The sequence below is a fragment of the Microcoleus sp. AT8-A3 genome, assembly GCF_036705675.1.
Taxonomy (GTDB): domain Bacteria; phylum Cyanobacteriota; class Cyanobacteriia; order Cyanobacteriales; family Microcoleaceae; genus Microcoleus.
The window spans coordinates 20187-44378 of the sequence record NZ_JAUBVD010000002.1; the positions used below are offsets into that span (position 1 = coordinate 20187).

The window sequence follows — 24192 nt, forward strand, 5'->3', positions numbered from 1 at the left end:
TTTGAGATTTTATATTACTTTGATGGCTCTGTCAAATCCTCAAGAACAGGCAAGATGCCTGTTCCACAACAATTCAGTTTTATTGTGGGAAGAACAGGCAAGATGCCTGTTCCACAACAATTCAGTTTTATTGTGGGAAGAACAGGCAAGATGCCTGTTCCACAACAATTCAGTTTTATTGTCGGAAGAACAGGCAAGATGCCTGTGCCACACAAATTCAGTTTTATTGTGGGAAGAACAGGCAAGATGCCTGTTCCACAAAAATTCAGTTTTATTGTGGAACGGGCATCTTGCCCGTTCCTAAAAATAATGAAAGATCCAATTTCTAATCAGTCACTGCTTTAACTTCCTTCAAATGACCAAATCTGTAATTAACGGCAAATGATCCGAACCGACATTTCGGCCAGTACGAATCTTTGAAACACCAATTTCTTTGCTCACTAGAAAGTGATCGATCGGAATATAAGCCAGCGGCATAAAAGTCGGCCAAGTCGGTAAAATGCCAAAGCCCGATCGCGCATTTCGCAGTTTTGCGGTTTTTACCATATTTTTGTAGAATGGCGACCACATTACCTGTTTTACCTGTAGCTACTATGGCTATAAATAGCATGAAAGCAGGCAATCCGAGCGTGGTGTTTCTGATGAGATAGTCCATTATACAATTTTAGATTTTAAATTTTAGATTTTAGATTTAGAATGAATCATGCAGTTTTTAGGGCAATGCACACCCCACCTAAGCTGTTGTGCATTTAAATAGAATGTCAACAAACAATTCGCCGTCTTGTGGGGAGTAGGGGTTGGGCCTAAGATCCCGCCCTGAATATGCAATTTAAATGCGTGACAGCTTATTGACTTAAGAGCGACTTTACAAACTCGGTAACCTCCTTAAATTTCATAAATTTCTAAGGGTAAGTTGTCGGGATCTCGGAAAAATGTAAACCGTTTTTCGGTAATTTCGTCAAGGCGAATGTTTTCTACTTCTACTTCTTGGGATTTTAAGTAAGCAACGGATGCTTCTATGTCCTCTACGGCAAAAGCTAAATGTCTCAAACCGCAAGCTTCAGGATTGTTAACTCTTTCAGGAGGATTGGTAAATGAGAAAAGCTCGATGGTGTCCCCGTTTCCGACTCGCAAATCTAGTTTGTAAGAATTCCTCTCGGTTCGGAAAGTTTCTTTGATAATGGAACATCCCAATACTTCTACATAAAATTTTTTCGATGCTTCGTAATCCGAGCAAATAATCGCCACATGATGTATTGCTTTTATTTTCATCTTAAAAAAGTTAGTTAGTTGCGTTTTTCTGAGATATTGCACCATGTTAAATAAGCTTTTTATGAACAGGCTTTCCGGCCTGTTCCACAACAAAATTCACTCTTTGTGGAACAGGCCGGAAAGCCTGTTCTTGAGAATGGTGCAAGATGTGAGGTTTTTTCAAATGCACAGCACGCTATTGACAATTATATTTGACTCGGCGACAAACCCTGCTAAATTCAGCGCGATCTCGCTAAAATTTCCCCCGCTCAAATCTTAATTAAAAAAATTATGTAAAAAAAGTACCCTACTTTGATAAAATGAGAGTTTTGCAGTCAATCACCCAATTTGCATCTCAGGAGACAAGGATTATGGCCCGTATGTATTACGACACCGACGCGAACCTAGACCTCTTAGCCAACAAAACGATTGCTATCATCGGCTACGGTTCCCAAGGACACGCCCACGCGCTTAACCTCAAAGACAGTGGCATGAATGTCGTTGTCGGTTTGTATCCCGGTAGCAAATCTGCCGCCAAAGCAACCGACGCGGGTTTAACAGTTCACCCGGTAGACAAAGCAGCAGCCGCTGCTGACTTCATCATGATTTTATTGCCCGATGAAGTTCAAAAAACTATTTACAAAGAACAAATCGAACCCAACCTTTCTGAAGGAAATGTTTTAGCATTTGCTCACGGTTTTAACATTCACTTCGGCCAAGTTGTTCCCCCTGCCAATGTAGACGTAGTAATGGTTGCCCCCAAAGGCCCCGGACACTTGGTGCGACGGACTTACGAACAAGGGGAAGGTGTTCCGAGTTTGTTTGCAGTATATCAAGATGCTTCCGGTCAAGCGCGCGATCGGGCAATGGCCTATGCTAAAGGTATCGGCGGCACCAGAGCCGGCATCCTGGAAACCACTTTCCGCGAAGAAACAGAAACGGATCTTTTTGGCGAACAAGTAGTTTTGTGCGGCGGTTTGAGCGCCTTAATTAAAGCTGGATTTGAAACTTTAGTTGACGCCGGATACCAACCGGAATTAGCTTATTTTGAATGTTTGCACGAAGTTAAACTTATCGTTGACTTAGTAGTAGAAGGAGGCCTCGCCAAAATGCGCGACAGCATCTCCAATACCGCAGAATACGGCGATTTAACTCGCGGCCCCCGCATCGTCACGGATCAAACCCGCGCCGAAATGCGTAAGATTCTCAGCGAAATTCAATCCGGCCAATTTGCCCGCGAATTCGTTCTGGAAAACCAAGCCGGCAAGCCAGGTTTTACCTCCATGCGCCGTCAGGAAGCAGAACATCCTATTGAAGAAGTTGGTAAAGATTTGCGAGCTATGTTTAGCTGGTTGAAAAAGCACGCTTAATCAATTTTAGATTTTAGATTTTAGATTTTAGATGGGAGGATCGATCTAAAATAGTCCTGGACGCATAACCTCTATCTGTAGGGTGTGCATTGCACACCTTACTGCTGGGAAAATCTCAAATCTCAAGTTTAATCGATTACAGATTAGAGATGGGATAAAAAATCTAAAATCTAAAATCCAAAATCTAAAATCGTACTGTTTGGTTGTGCTTCGCTTAACCCAACCTACAAGAAAATGGCTAGGTATTGTTAAAGAAACAGGGTTTCTCGCTGGTAGCTCAAAACTATCGACTCGGGCTAGGAGTTTTTTGCAATTTCTCAATATCCTGTTGCCTTTTCTCGTTGAAATCTCTCGGCCTCAACCAATCTGGCCACAACCCGACGAAGAACTTTCGACTGGCCACGCTAGTATCTCTTACAGGTTTGGGGAGAAAAGTTAAAGTGTCACCGTAAAGGGTAAACAGGGCTGCCAACAGAAGCAATAGCGGGATAAGATTTTTTTTAGGCATCGCAGTTGGGGAGTAGAGTTTGTGAAAGCGGTTGCTTATATTTTGCCCTTGCACGGACAAAAAATATCAGAAACAGCTTAAGAAGAAAATCCACCCTGGGGGCTAAGCTACCGCGCATACAAAAGGAAAGGCTGCTAGTCGTAATCTCGTTTCCGCTGACATCGGAATCATAATTTTCCCAGTGCAGTGGGAGTTTCCCGTGTGGCTCCGCGCTCTCAGGAGCGATCGTCCCGCTCGCACTCAAGTATAATTTCGATGTCACCTTATTTGATATTACTACAAGTTTTTATCATTAGTTATTAGCTGATGACTAATGACTAATGATTAATGACTAATGATATTATGTCCCATCGATTTACGGCGATTAAAGGTCGGGTCGGGTTTACAGATTTTCCCGTTTCTATTCAATATCTTGGCGAACCCGCCCCTACAGGAATCATGGTTAATTGACCGGACATGATATGACTAATGACTAATGACTAATAACTACTTATTCCTTTGAATAAAAGTTTGCACGACGGTATTAATTTCCGGGGAAATTTCTGTTACTAGCCGCACCGGGATTGCCGATGTGGAGGCAAATTGCGCGTATTCTGGTGTTAGAAAGACTGCATATTTATCAGCTTCAGCAGTTAGTTGCGCGGCGGTAGCCAAACTTACAGCTTTAATATAATTGCGTATGCTAACAGCTTGGTCGCCGACAACTTCATCCCCAGTAATTACTGTGCTCGGCCTGCGAACTTGGTTTAAAGTTGTACTCGGATCTTTGACGCTTAAGTGCGTTCCTCCTACAAAACCAACTAGCCATTTAGGAGATGGAATTTTCGGAAAGCCAGCAATTTGTTCGGCTAAGGCAGGAGTGGTTTTGTCGGCAGAAGATGCTACTATTAATGTGGGAATCTTAATTTTACTTAAGCCCGTTTCTCCAAATAATAATGATGCGATCGGATTCATGGCGATCGCCCTTTTAATCCTCCCATCCCGCAATTGATACCGTTCTTCGGGCAATCCGGCCGCCGCGCACTGAATGCCTTCGCCTAAGCTGAACCCAATCAAATCCCCCTGACACCTTTGTTTGAGTCCGCTCAATTGCAGTTCGGCGCCGGCCACGGACAAGGCTGTAGCGCCGCCGAAGGAATAGCCAACGATCACCGCTGGGTCGATCGCAATTTTCCCCTGCAAGTTATCATCAGTTTGGTTCAATTTTGTCAGTTCGTCGAGTACAAAACTGATGTCTTTGGGACGGTCTAAAAACTCTTGAGGAGCTAGCAACGGACACTTCCCCGCCATCGCAGCATTGGTATTCGTCTCGTTACTGCCGGGATGTTCTAAAGCTGCTACCACATAGCCGTGAGACGCCAAATGCTCGGCTAAGTAGCGCAAATCCGTGCGGACGGAACCCAAACCGTGAGAAAAGACGATCGTCGGTTTGTCGGCTGTCGCAGCTCTTGACCAGTACACATCAACTGGAATACGCCGATTGCGGGCGCTATCGTTCAAATCTAGCGCCCGTACCTGCACGACATTAGGGCCCGGCTGGGTTGGATCGAAAGGCAGCTTAAACGCGGGTTTAACTGGTGCTAACTGAGGTGCGATCGCCGCCATAAAGCGCTGAGTTTGCCAAAAACTTACGTTCATATTTCCCAAAACAGCGAAAGCTCGATCTAGATCCACCACGACCCGCGAGCTCGGATAAGATTCAATGAAACTCAATATAGATAAGCCTTCCGGCGCTTTTGCTCCCTGCACCAGAGCGGCTCGCAGCGCTTCCACACCCCCACCGTCGCGCCTGGGTATGACAGTAGTCAAATCCGTCAGGATGCCAGTGCCAATGCCCGTATTTAGCAAGTTGCTCAGGCCGACTACATTGAGGGGAATTTTCGCTTGCAGCGCCCGAAAAATTTTACTCCGCTGTTCGTCAGACAAGAGATTGGCATAAGCTTGCAGTTTGGCGGGGACTTTTCCTGTTTCTGCGAGTTCGCGCAAATCCGCAACCGATATTGACGTTTCTAAAATACCTTTGCGGATAACAACCGTTTCTGCCGCTTTTACAGAGGATGTCGCGTCGCTGAAAGTGCCGATCGAAATCGAACCCAAAACACTCGCCACTGAAGAAAACCATCTGAAATTTGGTCTGATGCTCATTTTTACGTTATTGAACTAGAGGAGATATATCACCATATTCTCAAAATTCTCCCAGATACCGAGAAATTGTCCTAGATGCCGAGAAATTGTCTCCATCGGAGTGCGATCGAAATTAGTTTGGAAAAGTGCGATCGTCCGGGCTTTAGGCGGGTTCTTTTTGAATGATTAAACCGCAGAGGGCGCAGAGGGCGCAGAGGAAGAGAAGAGAGATAGGAATAGTGTCGGTACCCACGGATTTGATATTAACCTGCAGCCCGAAAAGTACAAACTTCGGAAGTTAGTTATCTCATGGACGGTTGCATCGGATGGAGTAGGATTAAATCTTAACAGCAGATCAATGCAGATTCATAACATCATCTGCGGTTAAAATATTGGGAGCATCTCATATTTGTAAAAACACTTCTTCTGGCTCCTGACTTCTTCCTTCTGACTCTTTTCTCCTGACTCCTTACTCCTGACTCCTAACTCCAATTTCTAGCTTGCCTGCTTTCATTGAGATGCTCCCAAAATATTCCTCAAGATACAGGAAAATAAACAACAAGCATCGAGATATCTGCGTGAACCCGGGCGATCGCTTCCGGTTCTTTGAGAGTGCCCGGTTTTTCCCACAAATTCTGGTGAGAAATTGTGGTTAAAATCAGCAAATCGTGTTCTAACAAATTCTGCGAAACTAGCCTGATAAAATTTCCCCGCACCCGATTTACTGGTATCTCAGAAAGAATTTCCACCTCCGCCCCACTTTTGTTGCTTTGTTCCCGTTTTGTCGCCACCAACAACACTTGCAAACTCGCCTTGAGTTCCTCGGCCAAACTCTTAGCAATATCCACGGTTTCCTGAAATCCAAACCGAGTCAACTCGCTGTCAGTTACCGCCAAAAGAACTCTGGCTGTATTCTGGAGAGGATCGGGAAATCGAGCAATCAGTACGGGTACGGGCGATCGCCCGATCACAGTATCAATGATGCTGCCAAAAAAATTGTCGCGAGTCGTGGAAAATCCCTTCCAACCGCAAACTATTAAACTAGCCTCGCGTTCGGTTGCACTCCGCAGAATTCCGCGATCGATCGCATCATCTATCCTCGCGATCGGTTCAACCGCACAAGCAGCCGCATGGGCGACAGTTTCCGCAGCAGTCAAAAGTTGAGTTTGCTGCATTTTCTCTGCGGGCGAAATTGCTTCCCCGCGATCGGACAAAATATGCAGCGGCAACAAAGTTCCCTGAGATGTTTTTGCTAAAATCAAAGCCAAACGCAGCAAATTATCTTCCGTATTCGGATTAGCAACAGGCACTAAAACTCGCTCTCCCCATGAATGCTTTCCCGCAGTAGGAACCGGCAAACTCGACCCCGGCGGCTGCATTTCTTGACCCCACCGAGATACAATCCAAGGAGAAGCGACACAAGTTACTAAAATCATGGCAATGATGCCGTTCACCGTTACGCGATCGACCAATTTAATCTCAAAAGCAACCGTAATCGCCGCCAAAGTAGAAGCAGCTTGAGCAACAGAAAGGCCGAACATTACCATAATGTTCGGAAACTCAAAGCCAAATAATTTCCCCGGTAGCCAAGCTGCCAAAAACTTGCTCACCACCTCTGCTAAAATCATCACCGCCGCCACCAACAAAGACTGCGGCTGCTTTACCAAAATTAGCGGGTCAATTAACATCCCCACAGAAATCAGAAAAAACGGCACAAACAGCGTATTGCCAATAAACTCAATCCGATTCATCAGGGGACTCATTTTGGGAATAATTTGAGTAATGGCAATCCCCGATAAAAATGCACCAATAATTGCCTCAATTTCAATTAGTTCTGCTGCGTAAGAAACTAGAAATAGGGTTGCTAATACAAATATAAATTCGGCATTTTCGTCGTGTCCGAATTTCTTGAAAAACCAGCGACCGATTTTGGGAACGCCCCACAAAGTAGCAAAAGTGTAGATAGCAAGAGATGGAATGAGAAACAGCCAAAATTCGAGAGTGAGATTTCCTTTGTAAGCTTTAACAACAATAGCCAGCACCAACAGTCCCAACACATTGGTAATTAAAGTCCCGCCCAAAGTCGTAGTAATAGTCTGAGTTCGCATCAATCCCAATTTGGTGAGAATTGGCAGCGCTAAAAGTGTGTGCGTAGCAAAACAAGAAGCGACTAAAATTGCAGCCAGCCAGCTATATCCCAACAGCAGCATCGCCCCTGTCCCCAATATCATCGGTAGCGCAAAAGTAGCTAGCCCAAATATGACAGCTTTGTCCGCATTCAGTTTGAGATCGTCAAGGCTAGTTTCCAGTCCCGCTAGGAACATCAAAAACAGCAATCCTACAGTACCTAGCAAAACAATAGTAGCGTCTCGTTGCAGCAAATTGAGACCGTTGGGCCCGACAATTACGCCAGCAATAATTAAACCCACTATTCCCGGTAGTCGCAAGCGCTCAAATACCAGCGGCGCGAGTAGCATGATTGCTAAAAGAACCAGGAAAACGGGAACGGGGGCGGTAATTGGCCCGGAAGTTAACATAAATTTTTTACCCTACATATTGGCAGCGAACTGCTACCATATTTAAAAGGAAATAATCAAAATGTCTATCAATCTAAAGAGGTATTCTCAATATTTTACAGCGTAATTGGTAATAAGTAGGACTGGGCGGGAGCAACTGGGTTTATTGGTAAAATATGGGTTGGATGACTAGAAATTGGGCGCAGCACGAACTCCGATAAAAAAAACTATATTTTTCAGTCCTGGAAGCACAAGAACCAGGTTAAGAGTCAAAATAACAGGTTGTCAGCGATCGACTTTAACGCCAAAACCTGGTTTTTTATCCTATTTGCGTCCACCACTATTTAGGTATCAAATGCAGCGGGACACAGACATATATCCCAAAATGGAATTTGGTAAACTCGGTCTAATTCAGAAACCCGGTTTCTTTTAAAAACCGGGTTTTTCACCACAGCACAACAGACAATTTAAATGGGTTTGTCTTGGACGCGAAACAACCTGGTTTCTACGCAACGTACTTAACCTTACCCTTACGGTAGCTAAGTATGTATTTCTTGTCAAGATTTTTCCATCTAATTTCCAATGATAGGCTAAGCGATCGACACAATGCTAGCTCGCTCGTAAGGCAATCTGTTAGTCGGCAAAACCTCCAGATTAATTTGCAACGCATCCAAAGCCGGATTTTCGGCTAGCAGCTTTTGCGTCAAACTCTTATTAAGAATTTCCCAGAAATCCGTTTCATTGGGATAATTAGTCAAGAAAGTGTCGATGCTTTGGTAAATCGGCACAAAGTCTGGATACTCATCCTGCGTAATTCCTGGTTTGTACTGATATTTGACATCCATATTGAGGTTATTCAAACCCTGGTGATCGATCGAGTAATTAGGAATTTTGAAATCCCATGCTTCGCCTAATTTACCATCTTGAGTGCGAGTAACGGTACTGCTGCGCTCGTAAGGCAATCGGTTCGTCGGTAAAACATCCAAATTAACCGTCACCGACGAAAGTGCCGGATTGTCAGCAAGCACTTTTTCGGTCAGATTCTTGTTGACAATTTCCCAAAAATCTGTTTCGTTCGGGTAGTTAACTAAAAGGTTGTCAATGCTCTTGTAAATCGGCACAAAATCAGGATACTCAGAATTTTGAATCCCGTCTTTGTACTTATAATTTACATCAATATTCAGGTTGTTTAACCCTTGATGATTAATGGGGTAATTTGCCAATGTAAAATTCCATTTCTCCGTCAGTTGAGCATCGGACGGAAAGAAAGAAATTCCTATTGGACGCTGTAGCTTGCTGTCGGGAGGGACAAAAATAGAACTGTTACTCGATCCAGGATTTCCCGATATTGGCAGCGGTTCGTCAGTCTTGCCATTATACCGCAAAACAGCGCCGGCACCGTTAGCATTAGCGCGGTTGTCAAAGCCAACTGCAAACAAATTGCCGATCGGCGAAAAAGCCAAACTACCTACATAATTGCTACTGGGCGAAGTATCAGTATAATTCGTAGATAAAACCTTGACCAATTCCCCACTTCTTAAATTGTAGCGCCTGATATCGTTAGCAAAATCGCTGACATAAAGGTCGCCGTCAGCGGGCCCGATTGCCAGTCCCAAAAGACTTGCAAATCCCTGACTCCGAGGCGAAGGATCGGGCGAAGCAAAGATACTTGACTGCCCGGTTTGCGGGTTGTAACGCAGCACCTGACTGGGGAAACCTGCGCTAAAATCTGGTTGACCGTTGGTCGCCACACTCCCCTGCGTTGTCACGTACAAATTGCCGTCAGGAGCAAACAGTAAACCGTTCGGGCCATTCAATCCTCCCGCTTGCTGATTTCCCGAAGCAAATACATCAATAAACTGTCCTGTTTGGCCGTTATATCGCAGAATTTGGTCACTCAAAAAACTGCTGACATAAAAATTACCGTCAGGGCCAAAAGCTAAACCGTAAGGGCGAAACAATCCGCCAGTTTCATCGGCCGCCGTGTTCGGATTATCGGCGACAAACTTGTCAATAAATGCGCCAGTAATTCCGTCATACCGCAATACCGCCGATGCTGTCGGTTCTCCCGAATTTCCGGGCTTGTCGCCGCTAGTAACGTAAATGTCCGACTGATCATCGCCATTGCCATCGGGCCCAAAAACGATCGTATCTGGATTGGACAAACCGCCGCTTCCCGGTGGAATAAATTCGCCTAGAAAATTGCCGGTATTGCCGTCAAACCGAAGTACATTATTTCCCCGGCTATTGCCAACTAGGAAAGTTCCTTGAGGATTGCTGGGTTGAGTGCGAGTAACTTTGCTGGTGCGGTTGTAGGGCAAGCTTTGGCTTGGCAGAACGTTGAAGTCTATCTTAATTGCCGCCAATGCAGGATTTTCGTTGAGGATATTTTGAGTCAAGTTTTTATTGACAACTTCCCAAAAATCTGTTTCGTTCGGATATGTGGTTAAAAAGTTATCAATGCTATTGTAGATTGGCACAAAATCGGGATATTCATTGGGAGCGATTTCCGGTTTGTACTGGTAATCTATATCGAGATTGAGCTTGTTCAATCCTTGGTGATTGATTGCGTAGTCTTTGAGTGAAAAATTCCAATCTTCTGTGATTTTGCCCGATTGACTGCGGAAAACTGTACTGGCGCGATCGTAGGGCAATACCTCCGTTGGCAAAACTTCCAGTTGAATCGTAACATCTGTCAGTACCGGATTTTCAGTAAGCACCTTTTCCGTCAAATTTTTGTTGAGAATTTCCCAGAAATCTGTTTCGTTCGGGTAGTTAACTAGGAAATTATCAATGCTTTGGTAAATGGGCACAAAATCTGGATATTCGTTTGGGGTAATTCCCGGTTTTAACCCGTAACCAACTTTAAGGTTGAGGGTGTTTAAACCTTGGTGATCGATGGTGTAATTTTTAAAATTGAAAGCCCAGTTTTCATCAGGAAATAGGGAAGAAGTTTGGGATAGGGAGAGTTCACCAACAGGTAAAGCCATCCCTGTCAGTTCGTCTATCTCACCTTGAGTGGAGGTAGCGGTCGGGGATTTTAGACTACTATCAAATTTAAGATTGTCGCTTCCTGACGATGGGAGACCGAAGTCGGTGGATGGCCCAAAAAGGCCGTTAGCGAAGCCCTCGTAGAGGATCGCACTACCAGTCGCAGCCGCCGCCCCATCGCGTTTTTCAGTCAAATCGTAGCTGGTATCAAATAAAATATTGGTATCGCCTACGGCAATTGTCCCGATCTGATTTAAGCGATCGAACTTACTGAATAAGTCTAGTATTTCCGCTGAAACACCCGCAACATTTCCCCGAATCGGATTTTCTGGAAACCGTCCTGCTGTGTTAAACATAAGCTATTTTTTTAGATACACCCGCCATCGGGAATTAATTTGAAGAAATTATAGCCTTTTTTCCAAATATGTCAAGTATCTTAAGAAGTATTTTATATTTCCTTGCCATAATTAAACCTGAAATTTGTCCCCTTTCTCAATCCTCTCGTTTCCCGTGGCATCGGTATTGTTCAAATGTCAAACAGTCAATCGATTTTAGATTTTAGATTTTAGATTTTAGATTTTAGATTTTAGAATTGACCCCACGGATCAATTCGGGGGCTCCTTTATCGGATAGAGGTTTTTTATTTCTGGACGGATGAATCACGTGGCGGGTATCCTGGATGCGAGGGGGTCAACAGTCAATAGAAATTTATGCGAAAAACCGGATTTCTAGTTCCCCGCACACAAATCCTGATTTGGCATACCGCTTCTAAATGTGTGGACAAAACTACCCAATGCTAGATAATTTGTCCGCACCTCACTCCACGGTGTAAGTGAAAGCGTTCTTTCCTAGTGATAAATCTTCCTCATTTTCGAGGTTGGCTAGGAAACTCCAGTTAGAAACGGTAAAGTAATCGTGTCTGCGATTAACCTTACCGGAACGCTCGATCTGTTTATTCAGTTGGTTCCACATCGACCATACGTGCTTTGCTGAGTTCACCTCAACATAGGCGGTTATGGTTGATGGCAGTCTTTCACTCAGCCGCATTCCGCGTCTGGCAATAACCAATGCAGCCGCTTCATCACTGGCTAGTCCGTACATTTTCATGTACTTCACTAAACCAATAATTGAACTGTATGCAGGATTGACCGTAATTAGCTCAATGCCACGGTTTGATAAGATTGCGTTCAGTTGTTTGAAAAACTCGCTGTAAGCCCATGAAGACATCATTCTGGCGTATTTCTTGCTTTGCTCACCTAAGCACTCTTTCTTGTGCGCAAAATCAAGTTCTTCGCACACGACCGGGCAAGAAAAGCAAATTGCAAGGTTAGCCAGAGACAGACAGGCATCAACGATTTGAGCCTGCTGCTTACCGGATGGGAGTCCGATTTCTAGGGGAATTTTACCATGAGCTTTCAGGTTGCCTTCAGTGTCAACATAGCTCCAACCAATCGAACCGGGATTCATGTCAATTCCAATACAGCCATAGGCACGATCTTTGGATTGGCGCTTCACCTCAGAAGCTGTAAACTGTACCGCAATATTCCACTTGCCATCTTTTTTGAAGAGATGCCAGGTCTTAGAGCCTGTTTCAGGTAAACGGTTAATGTTGCGATCGAAGTTGCCAACTTCAGAAACTACGGACTTCCCAAACCGAGTTTCTAGACAGGCAGGGACACGGAATTTAATAGTTTTACCGTCCCACTGTGCGACCTGATTCCCAAAACTTTCGTCTGCGGCCCCAACAATAAAAACTTGACCGTGCGGGACGGACACCTTAATGGGTTTATGTTTCAAGAATTCGATCTTGGCTTGAATCAGGTACAGTTTGCGTTTTTTTCCATGAAGTTGAAACTTCAAATTTTGCCAATTCGTATCTTTATGGTTCAACGAACAGGACAGAGGGAAATTGCAACCTGTTTTTGAATTCTCCCAATTCTTTTTTGCGTAGAACTTTCGAGCAAGTTTCAGCTTGCGCTCTGCCTTCTTAATCCAAGCTTTGATTGATTTCGCCTTCCCGAACAATGTTTTAATATGCAAAGCTTGATGTTCTTTTGAGCCGTCTACTTTACCTTTTGCATAGGCAATGACACCATTTGCATGACGCTTGCTAATTTGATAGGTCTTCTGCAAATGGGTGTTCCACATTGATTTGTTGAATTCAGTGCCGTTCTTTAGGTGGTTGACTGTTTCAATTGCGGCATCTCGAAAGATGGGCGCAAATGCCTCTAGGAACATCTCAAAATCCGTGAATCCTAAAGCATTTAGTTCGTTTGCTGGCGTTGGAAGACCTTTGATGTAAGTTAGGGAAGGCATTGATTCGACCTCTCAATGTATGTTACGTGTCAGTATATCAACTACGGCAAAAAACAACAATGCCATTCCATAAAGACAATAAATTTGGTTTTACCAGTGATGAGCCACTAGATAAAGATCCTGTGTGTTTCAAGGTGAAACCAGGAATCAAAGACAAATTGAAAGCAGTCCCCAACTGGCAGGAACGGCAAGCGAGAATATGTCGATCGGTTAATAGATGGACAAACGGAAAGCAATGGGTAGTTCTGTCCAGAAATTAGCGAACAGCTTCTAACCCCTAAAAAAGGGAAATGTGATTTTATCCCTTACTATTCCCTATTTAAAATCTAAAACGGGGAAAGGTTTCGCCGCTTCCATCTGCGCCGCTAAAGCAATTAAAGTTGCTTCCGCCGCCGGCCGCCCGATAATTTGAATTCCCACGGGCAAACCGTTGTTATCTAAAAGGGCAGGAAGTGCGATCGCAGGCAAACCGCTAGCATTAAACGGCGGACAAGGAGCTACCCAATTAATAATGTGCTGCAAAGTTTCTTCAAAACTCAAATCCGCCCACTCCCCAACCCGGATTGGCGAGTGCATATAAGTTGGCAAAACTAACACATCAAATTTTTCAAAGAATCCCACAATCCGCCGTGAAATCACCTGCATTTGATTCACCGCCCGCAAATATTCCCCAGCGGAAATAGTTCTTTCTAACAGCCAGCGATTCATCGGTTCCAAAGCAGGGCCTGGAATGCCACTTGCCGCCGCCCCAGACTGCCAAATTGCGATAAACGGTTCGATTAAACCCGTAAAATCCGGGCATCCAGGTTCGACATCATGACCCAAATCTGTCAATAATTTTACTGTTTCGAGTACCGCTTGCTGACAGATAGGCGCAGCCTCGCCCACAGGGGAAATACTGGTAGAAAACGCAATTCGCAGTTTGCCCGACTTTTGACGGGAAGCCTCTAGAAAAGTCGGATTTGAATCGGGTAGCCAGTACGGATCGCCTGTTGTGTAGCCTGACATCACATCCAAAAGTGCGGCGGCGTCAGCTACAGTGCGCGCCAGTGGGCCGTTGGCAGAAATGCCGCTGAGGTAATCTCCGACAGGTGCCCAGGAAACTCGCCCCCGCGACGGTTTAATGCCTACTAAACCGCAGCAGGAAGCTGGACCTCGAATCGAACCGCCGCCGTCTGAACCTTGGGCGATCGCGCACAAACCCGCTGCTACAGCCGCCGCTGAGCCTCCGCTGGAACCTCCGGGCGTATAGTCTAAATTCCAGGGATTGCGCGCGGGCGGGAAACCTTCTGGTTCGGTGTAAGGTAATGAGCCAATTTGAGAGGTGGCTGTTTTGCCCAGAATGTTAAATCCCGCTGCTTTGATCCGCCATACTACTGACTCGTCGTAGGCAGAGATGTTACCCTGCAAAGCCTGAGTGCCGTAGGTACACGGAACGCCGGTAACGGGTGTCAAGTCTTTAATGGCGATCGGCACTCCGAAAAAAGGTGGCAATTCCTGTGGCTTGTTTAACCCAGCTAGTTGTTCGGTTTGAGATTTAGCTAGGGCGATCGCCCGATCGGCCGTTACAGTAAAATAACTGCCCAGCTCAGGGTTTAATCGCTCAATGCGTTCCAAGTACAGATTGACAATTTCTAAAGGCGACACTTCCAGCGTGCGGATCGACTCCGCCAACTCCAAAGCTGGAGTAAAAGCCCGATCGACAGAATTCATCCGTTTAAGTCCTTAATAGTTGGGCAAAGTATAATTTAATACTTTTAAATTGTGGCAAAGTCTTTTGATTAAGAAATTTATCCAAAAAAGTCAAAAATCCATATTTGATCATATATCGAGAGTGATGACATCCTCCAATTGGCACAATAGTTCCTTAGTAGTGCAGCACTACGACCCCCTCTTGGGATAGACTGAGAACAACAGTTAAGCTTTTGTGCAAGACGCGCACAATGGCGATCGGCATTGTTCAACTCCCACAAATCATCTGTTCGAGTCAGCCTTCTCACCAACTTAAGGTAGCGCATATGACACAACAGCATCCGCCCGCTCCTCGCCCGCCCGTACCCGGAGCCCCCCCACCACCCGGAATGCCCCGCCCTCCTGCTCCCGGAATGCCCCCCAGAGCAGCAGGAATGCCACCAGCACCGCCACCGGCACCAGCACCAGCAGCGCCACCGGCACCAGCACCAGCCTCGCAATCCTTCGCCACACCTAAAAGCCAGAGTTCTAGCAGCGGCGGATCTCCGACTTTGAAAGAGCTAGTCATGCGAGCCAAAGAAGAAGGAGTATCCGACCTTCACCTCGGAGTAAACGAAGTTCCCCGCTTCCGCACGCGGGGCGAGATTGCCGACATCGGCTATCCACCGACGGATTTAGATACGTTTTTTGGCTGGTTGCGGGAGTGCATGAGCGATGAAGAAATTGAAATTTTCCAAAAAACCCTAGACTTTGACGGCGCTTTCGACTTCGGGTTCGTCCGCATTCGGATCAGTTGCATGGACTCCTTGGCCGGCCCGGCAATGGTGCTGCGGCTAATTCCTGCCAAAATCTTGACAATGGAGGAATTGAAACTGCCGGAGGTATTTAGGAAAATATGTGGCTACCACAAAGGGCTGATTTTGGTGACAGGGCCGACAGGTTCGGGTAAGTCTACCACCTTGGCCGCGATGATCGACTACATCAATAAGAATAAAGCCTACAACATCATCACGATCGAAGACCCGGTAGAATTCGTACACGAAAGCAAAAAATCATTGATTAAGCACCGGGAAGTCGGCAGGCACACCCTCAAGTTTATGAGCGCTCTCAAAGGCGCTCTGCGACAAGACCCCGATATGCTGCTAGTAGGAGAAATTCGGGACAGAGAGACGGTGGAAATCGCCCTCAAAGCCTCTCAAACCGGTCACTTAGTTGCAGGAACCCTGCACACCAACAGTGCGGTTAAAACCCTGAACCGGATTCTTGATATGTTCGGGGCGGAAGAACAGGATGCCATACGGGTTTCAATTTCCGAATCCCTAGTGGCGATTATTGCTCAACTGCTGTGCAAAACCACAGACGGCAAGCGGGCTGCTTTCCACGACGTGATGATCAATACCGACGTGGTTAAGGAATACATTATGAAGGGGCAGAATGAGGAAATCAATCAAATCATGATCAAAGATACTTATGAAGGCATGACGACGATGAATAAGTCGCTCTACGGTCTTTATCAAGAAGGTCGGATTACTGAAGAACTTTGTGTAGAGAACTCGCCGTTCCCGAACGAAATGGCTCAGATGCTGCGAGGTCGAGTCTAAAGGTCGAGTGTTAACAGTTAACAGTTAACAGTTAACAGTTAACTGTTAACTGTTAACTTTTATTGGTGTACTGAATTGAAAGTCGATCGCCCTATTTTGCCAGAATTTTTCAAAGGCATTGCGCTGTTTACACCAGGGGGAGACTTAATCTATTGCATAGACCCCCACAAGCAAACTCGGTGGCATTTGCAGTTGTGCGTAGCTCTACAGGAGATCCTCGGTTTGTCGGAACCGCCGCATTTTCTGATACCTTGCTACACGGCAACCATTGACTGCTGGCTCGATCCAGGCGATCGGCAGGTGCGGGTTGCTGCCGAGGCTTACCCCCCCGTGCTGCGACATCAAACGCTGCTGAACGCCATTTTTGGGACTGGCGACTTAGTGTGGCATCCCCGCAGCGAAGAAATGTGCGAACCGATGGCAATCGCTACTTATCACGAACAATTCCCCGAACTTTGGGAAAATCACGACTTAGTTGTACAGTATGCCAGCCCCGAAGCTCGATCGGACTGGAGCAATTCCATAGTAACTCCCTTGGGCTTTCCGCAATCGCAGCAGACTCGGCTTCCCAAACCAACAGCACTCACCCCACCGCCACAAACTCAAGGGTACGTTTTGCGTCTGTTTGTTTCCGGCAGCAACCCCAGCACCGAACGCACTCTCGAAACTTTACACCAGTTCTTAGAGAAATGCCTCGATCGTCCCTACACTTTAAAAGTAATTGATGTTTTGAAACATCCAGACCAAGCTGAGGCAGATCAGATTTCAGCAACTCCTACTTTGATTAAAATCTGGCCGAAACCCGTGCGACGGATTGTCGGCGAATTGAACGATAATGAAAAAATAGTGCGGCTGCTGAGCTATTCGGAATTTTAGATTGGGGCGAGGATTTTTGCGATTATTTAATACGGGCGATCGCGGGTTAACTCACCATTGAATTAACCACATAAGACTTATGCACGATTGTTTAGAAACCGGGTTTTTTTACGAAAAGACCTGTTGTAGGCCGCAGATTCGGTAAAAAAACCGGTTTCTGCGTGCTAGGTTAACTTACTTGGCTTGAAAATTGTGGTAAGGTGCGCCGAATAGCACCCTACTTTAACACAATCAATCTGGCAATCACGAGAATTGAGAACCCTGCCTGAAGTAAAAAAGGTCGATCGACTTAATCAGGAAGACAAACATCCGGGGCGCACAAACTGGGGAAATCCAAAGTTGTGACTTCCAGCGTATCCAACTCAACTCTCCGAATTACATGATTGTTCGTATCAGCAACAAACAAATGAGGCCCGATCGCACTCAACCCTGAAGGTTCAAAAAATCGAGCCTTGAGACCTTTAGCATCAACCAAACCTGCTTTACCATCTCCAATCATTGTTCTGCACGTACCGCCCCGGTGGTCGATCCGCTTAATTTTGTGATTGTAAGTATCAGCCACCCAGAGGTAATTTTGAGCGTATTCAACACCCAAACAGTGCTGCAACCTTACCTCCTCAGCGCGACCATCTTTATCCCCAAAACCAAACAATTCACCGCTACCGCAGACTGTACGCACCTTCGGGTCTTCATCAATACCCACAGCGCGAATCGAACTAATTTCGCTGTCAGCAACAAACAACTCCGATCGATCCGTAGACAGGCCACTGGGCTGAGAAAAAGCAGATTCTGCAAGATTCCCGTCTACACAGGATTCTCGGCCAATACCCGCATAAGTGGCGATCGTGCCAGTATCTAACTGCATTTCCCAAATTTGGTGGGAACCCGCCATTGCAATAAAAAGTCTATTTCCAACTCTTTCTAAATCCCAAGGCGAATTCAATTGCGTTTCTAAACCCTTGCCGCTGCGGGGTGAAATTTCGTGACTTTGTTCGCCCGTACCAGCAACAGTTTCCACCCGTTGAGTCGTAAAATCAATCTTTCTGACAGCATGATTTTCCGTATCAGCAACATATAGAATCTGACTTTCTGCATCAAAAGCCATACCTTGAGGTGCAAAAAACTCAGCCTCTTCAAACTCCCCATCAGTTAAACCCGGTTTACCGCTACCGATAACGTGCAGCACCTCACCTTCGAGGGTGCTGACAACAATCCTATTGTGGCCGGAATCGGCAATAAATAAGCAAGAACCCACTAAGTTTTGTATGACTGAATTAGCCGGCCCCGGCAATACAGTTTCATCTACAGATTCATTTTCCTGACTCATTTCGCCCAAAAGCGCGCCCTGTTGGTGAAGCTGTTTTGCCTCCGTTGCAGCGATCGCAAATGCCAGCACTTTACCCGGAAAAGCCAGCGGTGTTGAGACAGGTTTGCGCTGTTTTTCTAAGGTAAAACTGAGTTGTTTAAACTTGAGTGCATTTTTATCTTTGTATTCAGCAATTAACTTGCTAACTAACTCGTCAAGTGCTTCTCTATTGCCTTCGCCGGAAACAAAGCCAACGACATAACTTTCAGGATCGATCACCATTAAAGTCGGCCAAGCGCGAACCGCGTAGCTTTGCCAAACTTTCATGCCGCTGTCAACGATTACGGGATGTTCGATATCGTAGCGGAGGATAGCTTGGCGGATGTTTTCTACTTCTTTTTCGTTTTCAAATTTAGCCGAGTGAACGCCGATAACCGTGAGGGAATCTTTATATTTTTGTTCGAGGTATTTTAAGTCGGGGAGGACGTGCAAGCAGTTGATGCAGCAGTACGTCCAGAAGTCAAGGAGGACGACGCGCCCTTTTAAGGATTCAATGGATAAAGGTTTTTCGGTGTTCAGCCAGGGGTAGTTTCCGGGGAATTCTGGTGCTCTGACGCGGGGCATGGCATCTCCTGGGTAGGATGTGAATGATTTTTTTACTTCTTTAATTTAGCGGGAAGTTTGGCAGGATGGGAAGAAAGCTGATTAAACGAGGGCTTTTGGAGACAGCCAAGATGGCTGTGCCACCAGAGGGGGGCGAGGGAGGATGGTAAAACCGACACGCAGTCAAAACGGTTGTTGCTTTTATAAATTACATAACCAACGAGAAATAGATGCAAGTTGATTCTCCTGATTCAGATTTGCAGCATTACTGAGAGTCCCGTTTTCCAGTTGATGCCAGATTTCACCCGCCATCCTTCTTGCAACTGCCGAGCCCACAAAGAAAGTCAGAGGTGAGTGTCCAACTGTGGAAAATGCTTCGCGTATGCGATTTAGGGCCGCTTGTGCCGTTTTCCAATGCTCATCTGCACCGGCAGGATCGATTCCACCTTTAAGTTCGCCCAATGCAATAACATAGGGTGCCACGATAGATGGCTCAATTGCGCTGGATTTATTAGCTACCAACTCCGTCGGGGCAAGATTAAATAAACACAAATCCACATTGCTCTTGACGAGTGGAACAGTTAGGTTATAAATCAATGTGCGATTACCTAACTCGCTCTCCCAACTTATCCCACGTAAAGACAACTCAATTTCTGTGTCATCATTTGTCATGGCTATCCACTTTTTTGTCTTTGAGTCTTGCCAATAATATCTCTTACTAGCAATTGTGAGAGTCGAGAGGATAGCACGAGTTAGTTTTCTTTGTGCCAATACTCCGCCAACATTACGCATTGAGCCACCAAGCGTGTCACCACGAGTCAGTAGAAATCTAAACACCAATTCCTCCACAAAATTTGTGCCTGCTGGCTCAAGAAAATTCCTGATTAGACCATTGATAGCTTCACTTTTATCCTTTGGCATCAAATGAGCAAGAGACTTGTCAGATAATCCTGCGGCAGTCAACAATCCCATTTCAATGCCCTTAACATTTAACAAATCAGCAGGACTCTCAGCTTGACCCGCAGCTTCTTGAAGTGCTCTTGCTTGGGCGACATAAGGGGTAGCGCGTCGATTTTTTTCAAGGGCCAGTGCCACAAAACCAGCACGAGTGTCTTCATAGGTTGTGACAAGATCGTCACTGGATTGAAGGTGGTTACGATAAGCACACATAGGTATCCAGTTATTGTTTTTTCCATACATAAACGCACTTCCTCAAAGGAGCGCGTCCATAGTTTCCCATCTGTTGACTACTATTCCCCTTATCACCTGGTAAAACGAGAATATTTTCCGTAATAAAGCCGAGTTTTTCAGCGAAATCAGAAAGAATCAGGTCCACTGAAATACTTATACCTGCGTAGCGCACATTGTCATTAACCATAAACAAAAATGCCCCTGGTTTAAGGATACGAAAGCTTTCTTGTATTACGCAAGCCATTTCATAGAAATATCCTCTTACCATTCTTGGTATACCATTGTTGTTCAATATACCCTGTGACTTTTGGCTGTCCAAATATCTTAAGATAGCCTGCAAGAGAGTTTGCGAATTAGCAATACTTAAAGCTACTTCCCAAGCCGGATTGATAGCCAATAAATCTTTGGGGTGATTCTCAACCGTACAACTTAGCATTTCCTGACGCAGATTAATTAATTCCTTTTCAGAAATTCCTAGTAAAGCCAGCTCTAGTGCATAGGTGCGAGTATAGTCATATCGATTGCAGTAGGGTGGAGATGTGATGATTGCATCGTAGGTAGAGTCCGGCAAATCGGGCATTATCTTCAGACAAGAACCTTGATGCAAATTAATTTTGCCTTGTTGATTATTCTGAGTTTGAAAAAGTTCAAGTTGTTGTGTAGGAGGTTCTAAGTCGTTAACAAGTTCATTAAATTTTTTGGTAATAGCTTGACTGAACTCCAGAACCTCACCTTTATTGAAGGACTTCTTTGACGTGCCATGACCCGAACGGTAATCCCAACGAAGATACTGTCCATCTTTGCGTGTATAGCTTACGGATTCTAAAACACACAGTAAAGTCAAGACTAAAACTGATTGAACCTTGGTATTTTCTTGATAACAAGCTCCAAGATATTGCTCAATTTCTATTTTAGTTTCTTCGGAGTAAGCCCCTTTAGTAATTCTCAATTCTGGCAGAGTGACAGGGGTTTCAAATTTTTTCCATGTTTGCAAATTAAACCATGTCTTTAGCCGCTGAAAATCATCAATAGTGAAGGCAGTGTCTAAAATAATTTTGGTATTAATTATATGTTGACCAATAGGTAATAATTCAATGCCCTCACCATCTATTCCCAAGTCGCTAGCAGCAAATAAAGCAGTTCCACTACCTGTAAAAGGATCTAAAATCTTGCCTTGAATGACTTGATATTGTTGGAATAAGAACTCTACCAAAGAAGCGGAGAAAGCTTCCTTATACTTGTACCACCTATAAATGGGTCTAGTTTTGTTAGCCTGAAAACTAACCAAAAGTCGGGTAAGCGAGGGCTGGACTACAAACTTGTCTTGAAAGCGATCGTGTAATTGCCTGTCAAGGTTATCAATCTCTCCCAGAAAGTCACTTTCCACTTCAGAGGCGATGTTGGAGATGCTTGACATATTTACCATGACTACAAATTATTAAATAACTAACTGTCGATCGTAGTATACCAGTATCTCCAATCAAAGAACGGGCAGAGGTCGCTACCCTTGTAAATTCTCTCTGACGAACCAGAGAATTAACCGCTTCAGAAATTATCCCCTCTGGCTGAACCCCAATTTTCTCCTTGGTTTTCCCGGCTGTTATTTTCCAGCATCACCAATACACCGTTAATTTTATTCTGCTCGATCGCACTTGCGATCGAGTTAACCCACAGCTTGATATTCGGCAGTTCCCCTTGCAAAGGCAATCTTGACGCGATCGCAGTAATATTGTTCTCATTTGAGTGGTAGACGGATTGTAAATGTACTGCCTTTTCCTAACTCACTCTGGACTTGAATGCTGCCTTGATGAGCCACTGCGATCGCACTTGCAATCGATAGGCCTAATCCAGCACCACCCGTGGCTCTAGAACGATCGCTCTGCACTCGGTAGAAACGATCGAAAATCCGCGTTTGCTCGGCTGGGTTGATACCAACACCTGTATCTTGAACTTGAATTATGGCTTCCTTGTCGGTGCAATCGAGGATGGCAAGGATTAGCCCTCCTGGGGGAGTGTAGTTAATCGCATTGGTAATTAAGTTTGTCACCATCCCGTAAAGTTGGGCTTCATCCCCAAGAATTACAACGGCTCGCGAAGCACGAATTTCTAACTTCAATTCCACCTCAGCCACCATGGCTAAACCTGCAAGTTCTTCTACTAAATCGCCAATCAGATAATTGAAACAGCAATGCTGCAATTGAGTCGGAATCTGTTGTTGCTCAAGTCTACAAATAAACAATAAATCTTTCACTAACCTAGAAAGGCGGATGTTTTGTCGTTCGATAATATCGAGGTTTTGACTAACCTCCGGTAAATCTTCAGCCAGACGAGTATCCTCAACAGTAGCCTGAATGACAGCCAGAGGCGTTCGCAATTCATGAGCGGCATCGGAGGTGAATTGTTGCATCTGGAGATAGGACTGATAAATTGGTCGCATCGCTAATCCAGATAACCACCAACTAGCTCCTCCCACGAGCAGCATGACCAAGGGTAAGCCTAAAAAGAGCAACAATCGCAAAGTGCTCAGATAAGCATCCCATTCTTTGAGCGATCGGCCAATTTGCAAATAACCCCAAAACAAACCGTCGTTTGTTCGCAGCAATACAGAAATTTGATAAAATCGATCGCCATTAGAAAGATGCAGAATTTGCCAAAACTCTTTTGGTGCAAAGTTTTCTAATACATCCGGCTGCTCTCCAACCTTTGCTAATATTTCCCCAGATTGGTCTAAAAAGCGGAGATAATATCCCTCCTGCTGAAACACCCTAGCAGTATGTCGCGCCCCGTTATTGCCTGAAGAGTAACAGTTTTCATTCCACAGACATAAACCAGGCAAAATAGTTTTCAAGCTGGATGAAAGCTGTCCCGGTTGTTGTAATTGTGGTTCGATAGTGTCATGCAGCGTTCCGGCTAAGGACTGTAGTTTTTGCTGGAGAATGTATCGCTGCGTGTGAAACACAACCTGATAGACTGCAACACCGCAGATACCTAACAACAACCCAATGACGATCGCGTACCAACCTGCAAGTTGCCAGCGGGTGCGGTTAAATAGTTTGTTGGAGTGCATATTACTTGTTCAAGCGATACCCGAATCCATGAACCGTTTCAATCATTCCGTCACAGTCATAATCTGCCAGCTTGCGGCGCAACAGACGAATTCTAGCAGCAACTACATTGCTCATCGGGTCAGTATCCACATCCCACAGCCGAGTCAAAAGTCGATCGCGCGAGAGGATTTGATTCGGATGCTGCATGAAATATTCCAGTAACCGAAACTCATTAGCCGTCAGAGGAATCACCGTTTGCTGTCCTCTGTCATTCGTAGTGCAGATAATTGATTTAGTATAGTCAAGCAGCAATCGCCCCACCTCAAGCTGGGCAGGATTGAAATATGGCGACTGTTCTGGCGACAAACTCCGTCCCCGTCGCTGGAGAGCTCGCAACCGGGCTAACAATTCTGCTTTAATGAACGGTTTCATCAGATAGTCATCAGCACCCGCATCTAGCCCTGCCACCATATCCTCTGTTCGATCTTTTGCCGTCAACATCAAAACGGGTAAAGGATTATTCTGCTGGCGCAAGCGTTGGCATAGTTCGACGCCAGAGATTTCCGGTAGCAACCAGTCAAAAATGGCAACTGTGTACTCGATCCATTGGTCTTCCAGATAGTTCCAAGCAGTTGTGCCATCTTGCACCCAATCCACCAGGTACTTTTCTCGGCTCAAGGTGCGTTGCACGATCGCACCCAAATCGGGTTCGTCTTCCGCCAGCAGAATTCTCATTTTATCGCTACCTAGTCCGATACTTTTTTACTAACAAACATATACGAATTCTCGAAATTTATCCA

18 protein-coding genes are annotated in these 24192 nt (G+C 45.3%); 4 read left to right on the forward strand and 14 right to left on the reverse strand.

Annotation, left to right across the window (positions count from 1 at the left end; all coding sequences use genetic code 11):
• Nucleotides 1-54 precede the first annotated feature (54 nt).
• Nucleotides 55-345 (forward strand): hypothetical protein, encoded by a 291-nt coding sequence (locus QUB51_RS01620; protein ID WP_333259943.1) that lies wholly within the window; start codon nucleotides 55-57, stop codon nucleotides 343-345.
• 6 nt (nucleotides 346-351) lie between these two features.
• Here the strand turns inward: QUB51_RS01620 and QUB51_RS01625 are convergent, their stop codons facing one another.
• Nucleotides 352-570 carry a hypothetical protein gene (locus QUB51_RS01625; RefSeq protein ID WP_333057306.1) on the reverse strand — a complete coding sequence of 73 codons (219 nt, stop codon included), beginning with the start codon at nucleotides 568-570 and terminating at the stop codon, nucleotides 352-354.
• 315 nt (nucleotides 571-885) lie between these two features.
• Entirely contained in the window at nucleotides 886-1272 is a 387-nt protein-coding gene (gene gloA2 / locus QUB51_RS01630) for an SMU1112c/YaeR family gloxylase I-like metalloprotein (protein WP_333057308.1), read from the reverse strand.
• A 299-nt stretch (nucleotides 1273-1571) separates the two neighbouring features.
• Between gloA2 and ilvC the strand changes: the two genes are divergently transcribed.
• Nucleotides 1572-2621, forward strand: coding sequence for a ketol-acid reductoisomerase (gene ilvC, locus QUB51_RS01635; protein ID WP_333057309.1), 1050 nt, complete (start codon nucleotides 1572-1574; stop codon nucleotides 2619-2621).
• Nucleotides 2622-3615: 994 nt separating this feature from the next.
• Here the strand turns inward: ilvC and QUB51_RS01640 are convergent.
• From QUB51_RS01640 to QUB51_RS01665, 6 genes are all read right to left on the reverse strand, one after another.
• Nucleotides 3616-5274: an alpha/beta hydrolase gene (locus tag QUB51_RS01640; protein ID WP_333057310.1), complete on the reverse strand. Its 1659-nt coding sequence runs from the start codon at nucleotides 5272-5274 to the stop codon at nucleotides 3616-3618.
• 515 nt (nucleotides 5275-5789) lie between these two features.
• The gene (locus QUB51_RS01645) at nucleotides 5790-7790 is read right to left on the reverse strand and encodes a cation:proton antiporter domain-containing protein (RefSeq protein ID WP_333057311.1); all 2001 of its coding nucleotides are present in this window, start codon (nucleotides 7788-7790) and stop codon (nucleotides 5790-5792) included.
• 569 nt (nucleotides 7791-8359) lie between these two features.
• Nucleotides 8360-11116 (reverse strand): NHL repeat-containing protein, encoded by a 2757-nt coding sequence (locus tag QUB51_RS01650; RefSeq protein WP_333057312.1) that lies wholly within the window; start codon nucleotides 11114-11116, stop codon nucleotides 8360-8362.
• A gap of 460 nt (nucleotides 11117-11576) precedes the next feature.
• Complete coding sequence (locus QUB51_RS01655; RefSeq protein ID WP_333057313.1) at nucleotides 11577-13076, reverse strand: hypothetical protein; 1500 nt, start codon at nucleotides 13074-13076, stop codon at nucleotides 11577-11579.
• Between the two features lie 315 nt (nucleotides 13077-13391).
• Nucleotides 13392-14789 (reverse strand): amidase, encoded by a 1398-nt coding sequence (locus QUB51_RS01660; protein WP_333057314.1) that lies wholly within the window; start codon nucleotides 14787-14789, stop codon nucleotides 13392-13394.
• Nucleotides 14790-15072: 283 nt separating this feature from the next.
• Nucleotides 15073-15336 (reverse strand): hypothetical protein, encoded by a 264-nt coding sequence (locus QUB51_RS01665; RefSeq protein ID WP_333057315.1) that lies wholly within the window; start codon nucleotides 15334-15336, stop codon nucleotides 15073-15075.
• Here QUB51_RS01665 and QUB51_RS01670 point away from each other — a divergent pair.
• Both QUB51_RS01670 and QUB51_RS01675 read left to right on the forward strand, forming a co-directional pair.
• Nucleotides 15335-16369, forward strand: a complete 1035-nt coding sequence (locus QUB51_RS01670; RefSeq protein WP_333057316.1) for a type IV pilus twitching motility protein PilT — start codon at nucleotides 15335-15337, stop codon at nucleotides 16367-16369. The genes QUB51_RS01665 and QUB51_RS01670 overlap by 2 nt on opposite strands.
• Nucleotides 16370-16444: 75 nt before the next feature.
• A complete protein-coding gene (locus tag QUB51_RS01675) occupies nucleotides 16445-17245 on the forward strand; it encodes a circadian clock KaiB family protein (RefSeq protein ID WP_333057317.1) in 801 nt (266 codons plus the stop codon).
• 289 nt (nucleotides 17246-17534) lie between these two features.
• On the opposite strand, the gene QUB51_RS01680 is transcribed toward QUB51_RS01675, so the two are convergent.
• From QUB51_RS01680 to rppA, 6 genes are all read right to left on the reverse strand, one after another.
• The gene (locus tag QUB51_RS01680) at nucleotides 17535-19175 is read right to left on the reverse strand and encodes a thioredoxin-like domain-containing protein (protein ID WP_333057318.1); all 1641 of its coding nucleotides are present in this window, start codon (nucleotides 19173-19175) and stop codon (nucleotides 17535-17537) included.
• Nucleotides 19176-19355: 180 nt separating this feature from the next.
• Nucleotides 19356-20354, reverse strand: coding sequence for a type II restriction endonuclease (locus QUB51_RS01685; protein WP_333057319.1), 999 nt, complete (start codon nucleotides 20352-20354; stop codon nucleotides 19356-19358).
• Nucleotides 20335-21762 carry a site-specific DNA-methyltransferase gene (locus QUB51_RS01690; protein WP_333240758.1) on the reverse strand — a complete coding sequence of 476 codons (1428 nt, stop codon included), beginning with the start codon at nucleotides 21760-21762 and terminating at the stop codon, nucleotides 20335-20337. Before QUB51_RS01690 ends, QUB51_RS01685 begins: the two co-directional genes overlap by 20 nt.
• A 128-nt stretch (nucleotides 21763-21890) precedes the next feature.
• On the reverse strand, nucleotides 21891-22046 hold the full coding sequence (locus tag QUB51_RS01695) for a hypothetical protein (protein ID WP_333057321.1): 156 nt from the start codon (nucleotides 22044-22046) through the stop codon (nucleotides 21891-21893).
• 34 nt (nucleotides 22047-22080) lie between these two features.
• Nucleotides 22081-23412 carry a two-component system sensor histidine kinase RppB gene (rppB, locus tag QUB51_RS01700; protein ID WP_333259946.1) on the reverse strand — a complete coding sequence of 444 codons (1332 nt, stop codon included), beginning with the start codon at nucleotides 23410-23412 and terminating at the stop codon, nucleotides 22081-22083.
• 1 nt (nucleotide 23413) lies between these two features.
• Nucleotides 23414-24127: a two-component system response regulator RppA gene (gene rppA, locus QUB51_RS01705; protein ID WP_333259949.1), complete on the reverse strand. Its 714-nt coding sequence runs from the start codon at nucleotides 24125-24127 to the stop codon at nucleotides 23414-23416.
• Nucleotides 24128-24192: the final 65 nt, after the last annotated feature.

Coding starts and splice junctions, on each gene's coding strand:
- QUB51_RS01620 (WP_333259943.1), top strand. CDS start 55: ATGCCTGTTCCACAACAATTCAGTTTTATTGTGGGAAGAACAGGCAAG.
- QUB51_RS01625 (WP_333057306.1), bottom strand. CDS start 570: ATGTGGTCGCCATTCTACAAAAATATGGTAAAAACCGCAAAACTGCGA.
- gloA2 (WP_333057308.1), bottom strand. CDS start 1,272: ATGAAAATAAAAGCAATACATCATGTGGCGATTATTTGCTCGGATTAC.
- ilvC (WP_333057309.1), top strand. CDS start 1,572: ATGAGAGTTTTGCAGTCAATCACCCAATTTGCATCTCAGGAGACAAGG.
- QUB51_RS01640 (WP_333057310.1), bottom strand. CDS start 5,274: ATGAGCATCAGACCAAATTTCAGATGGTTTTCTTCAGTGGCGAGTGTT.
- QUB51_RS01645 (WP_333057311.1), bottom strand. CDS start 7,790: ATGTTAACTTCCGGGCCAATTACCGCCCCCGTTCCCGTTTTCCTGGTT.
- QUB51_RS01650 (WP_333057312.1), bottom strand. CDS start 11,116: ATGTTTAACACAGCAGGACGGTTTCCAGAAAATCCGATTCGGGGAAAT.
- QUB51_RS01655 (WP_333057313.1), bottom strand. CDS start 13,076: ATGCCTTCCCTAACTTACATCAAAGGTCTTCCAACGCCAGCAAACGAA.
- QUB51_RS01660 (WP_333057314.1), bottom strand. CDS start 14,789: ATGAATTCTGTCGATCGGGCTTTTACTCCAGCTTTGGAGTTGGCGGAG.
- QUB51_RS01670 (WP_333057316.1), top strand. CDS start 15,335: ATGCGAGCCAAAGAAGAAGGAGTATCCGACCTTCACCTCGGAGTAAAC.
- QUB51_RS01665 (WP_333057315.1), bottom strand. CDS start 15,336: ATGACTAGCTCTTTCAAAGTCGGAGATCCGCCGCTGCTAGAACTCTGG.
- QUB51_RS01680 (WP_333057318.1), bottom strand. CDS start 19,175: ATGCCCCGCGTCAGAGCACCAGAATTCCCCGGAAACTACCCCTGGCTG.
- QUB51_RS01685 (WP_333057319.1), bottom strand. CDS start 20,354: ATGTATGGAAAAAACAATAACTGGATACCTATGTGTGCTTATCGTAAC.
- QUB51_RS01690 (WP_333240758.1), bottom strand. CDS start 21,762: ATGTCAAGCATCTCCAACATCGCCTCTGAAGTGGAAAGTGACTTTCTG.
- rppB (WP_333259946.1), bottom strand. CDS start 23,412: ATGCACTCCAACAAACTATTTAACCGCACCCGCTGGCAACTTGCAGGT.
- rppA (WP_333259949.1), bottom strand. CDS start 24,127: ATGAGAATTCTGCTGGCGGAAGACGAACCCGATTTGGGTGCGATCGTG.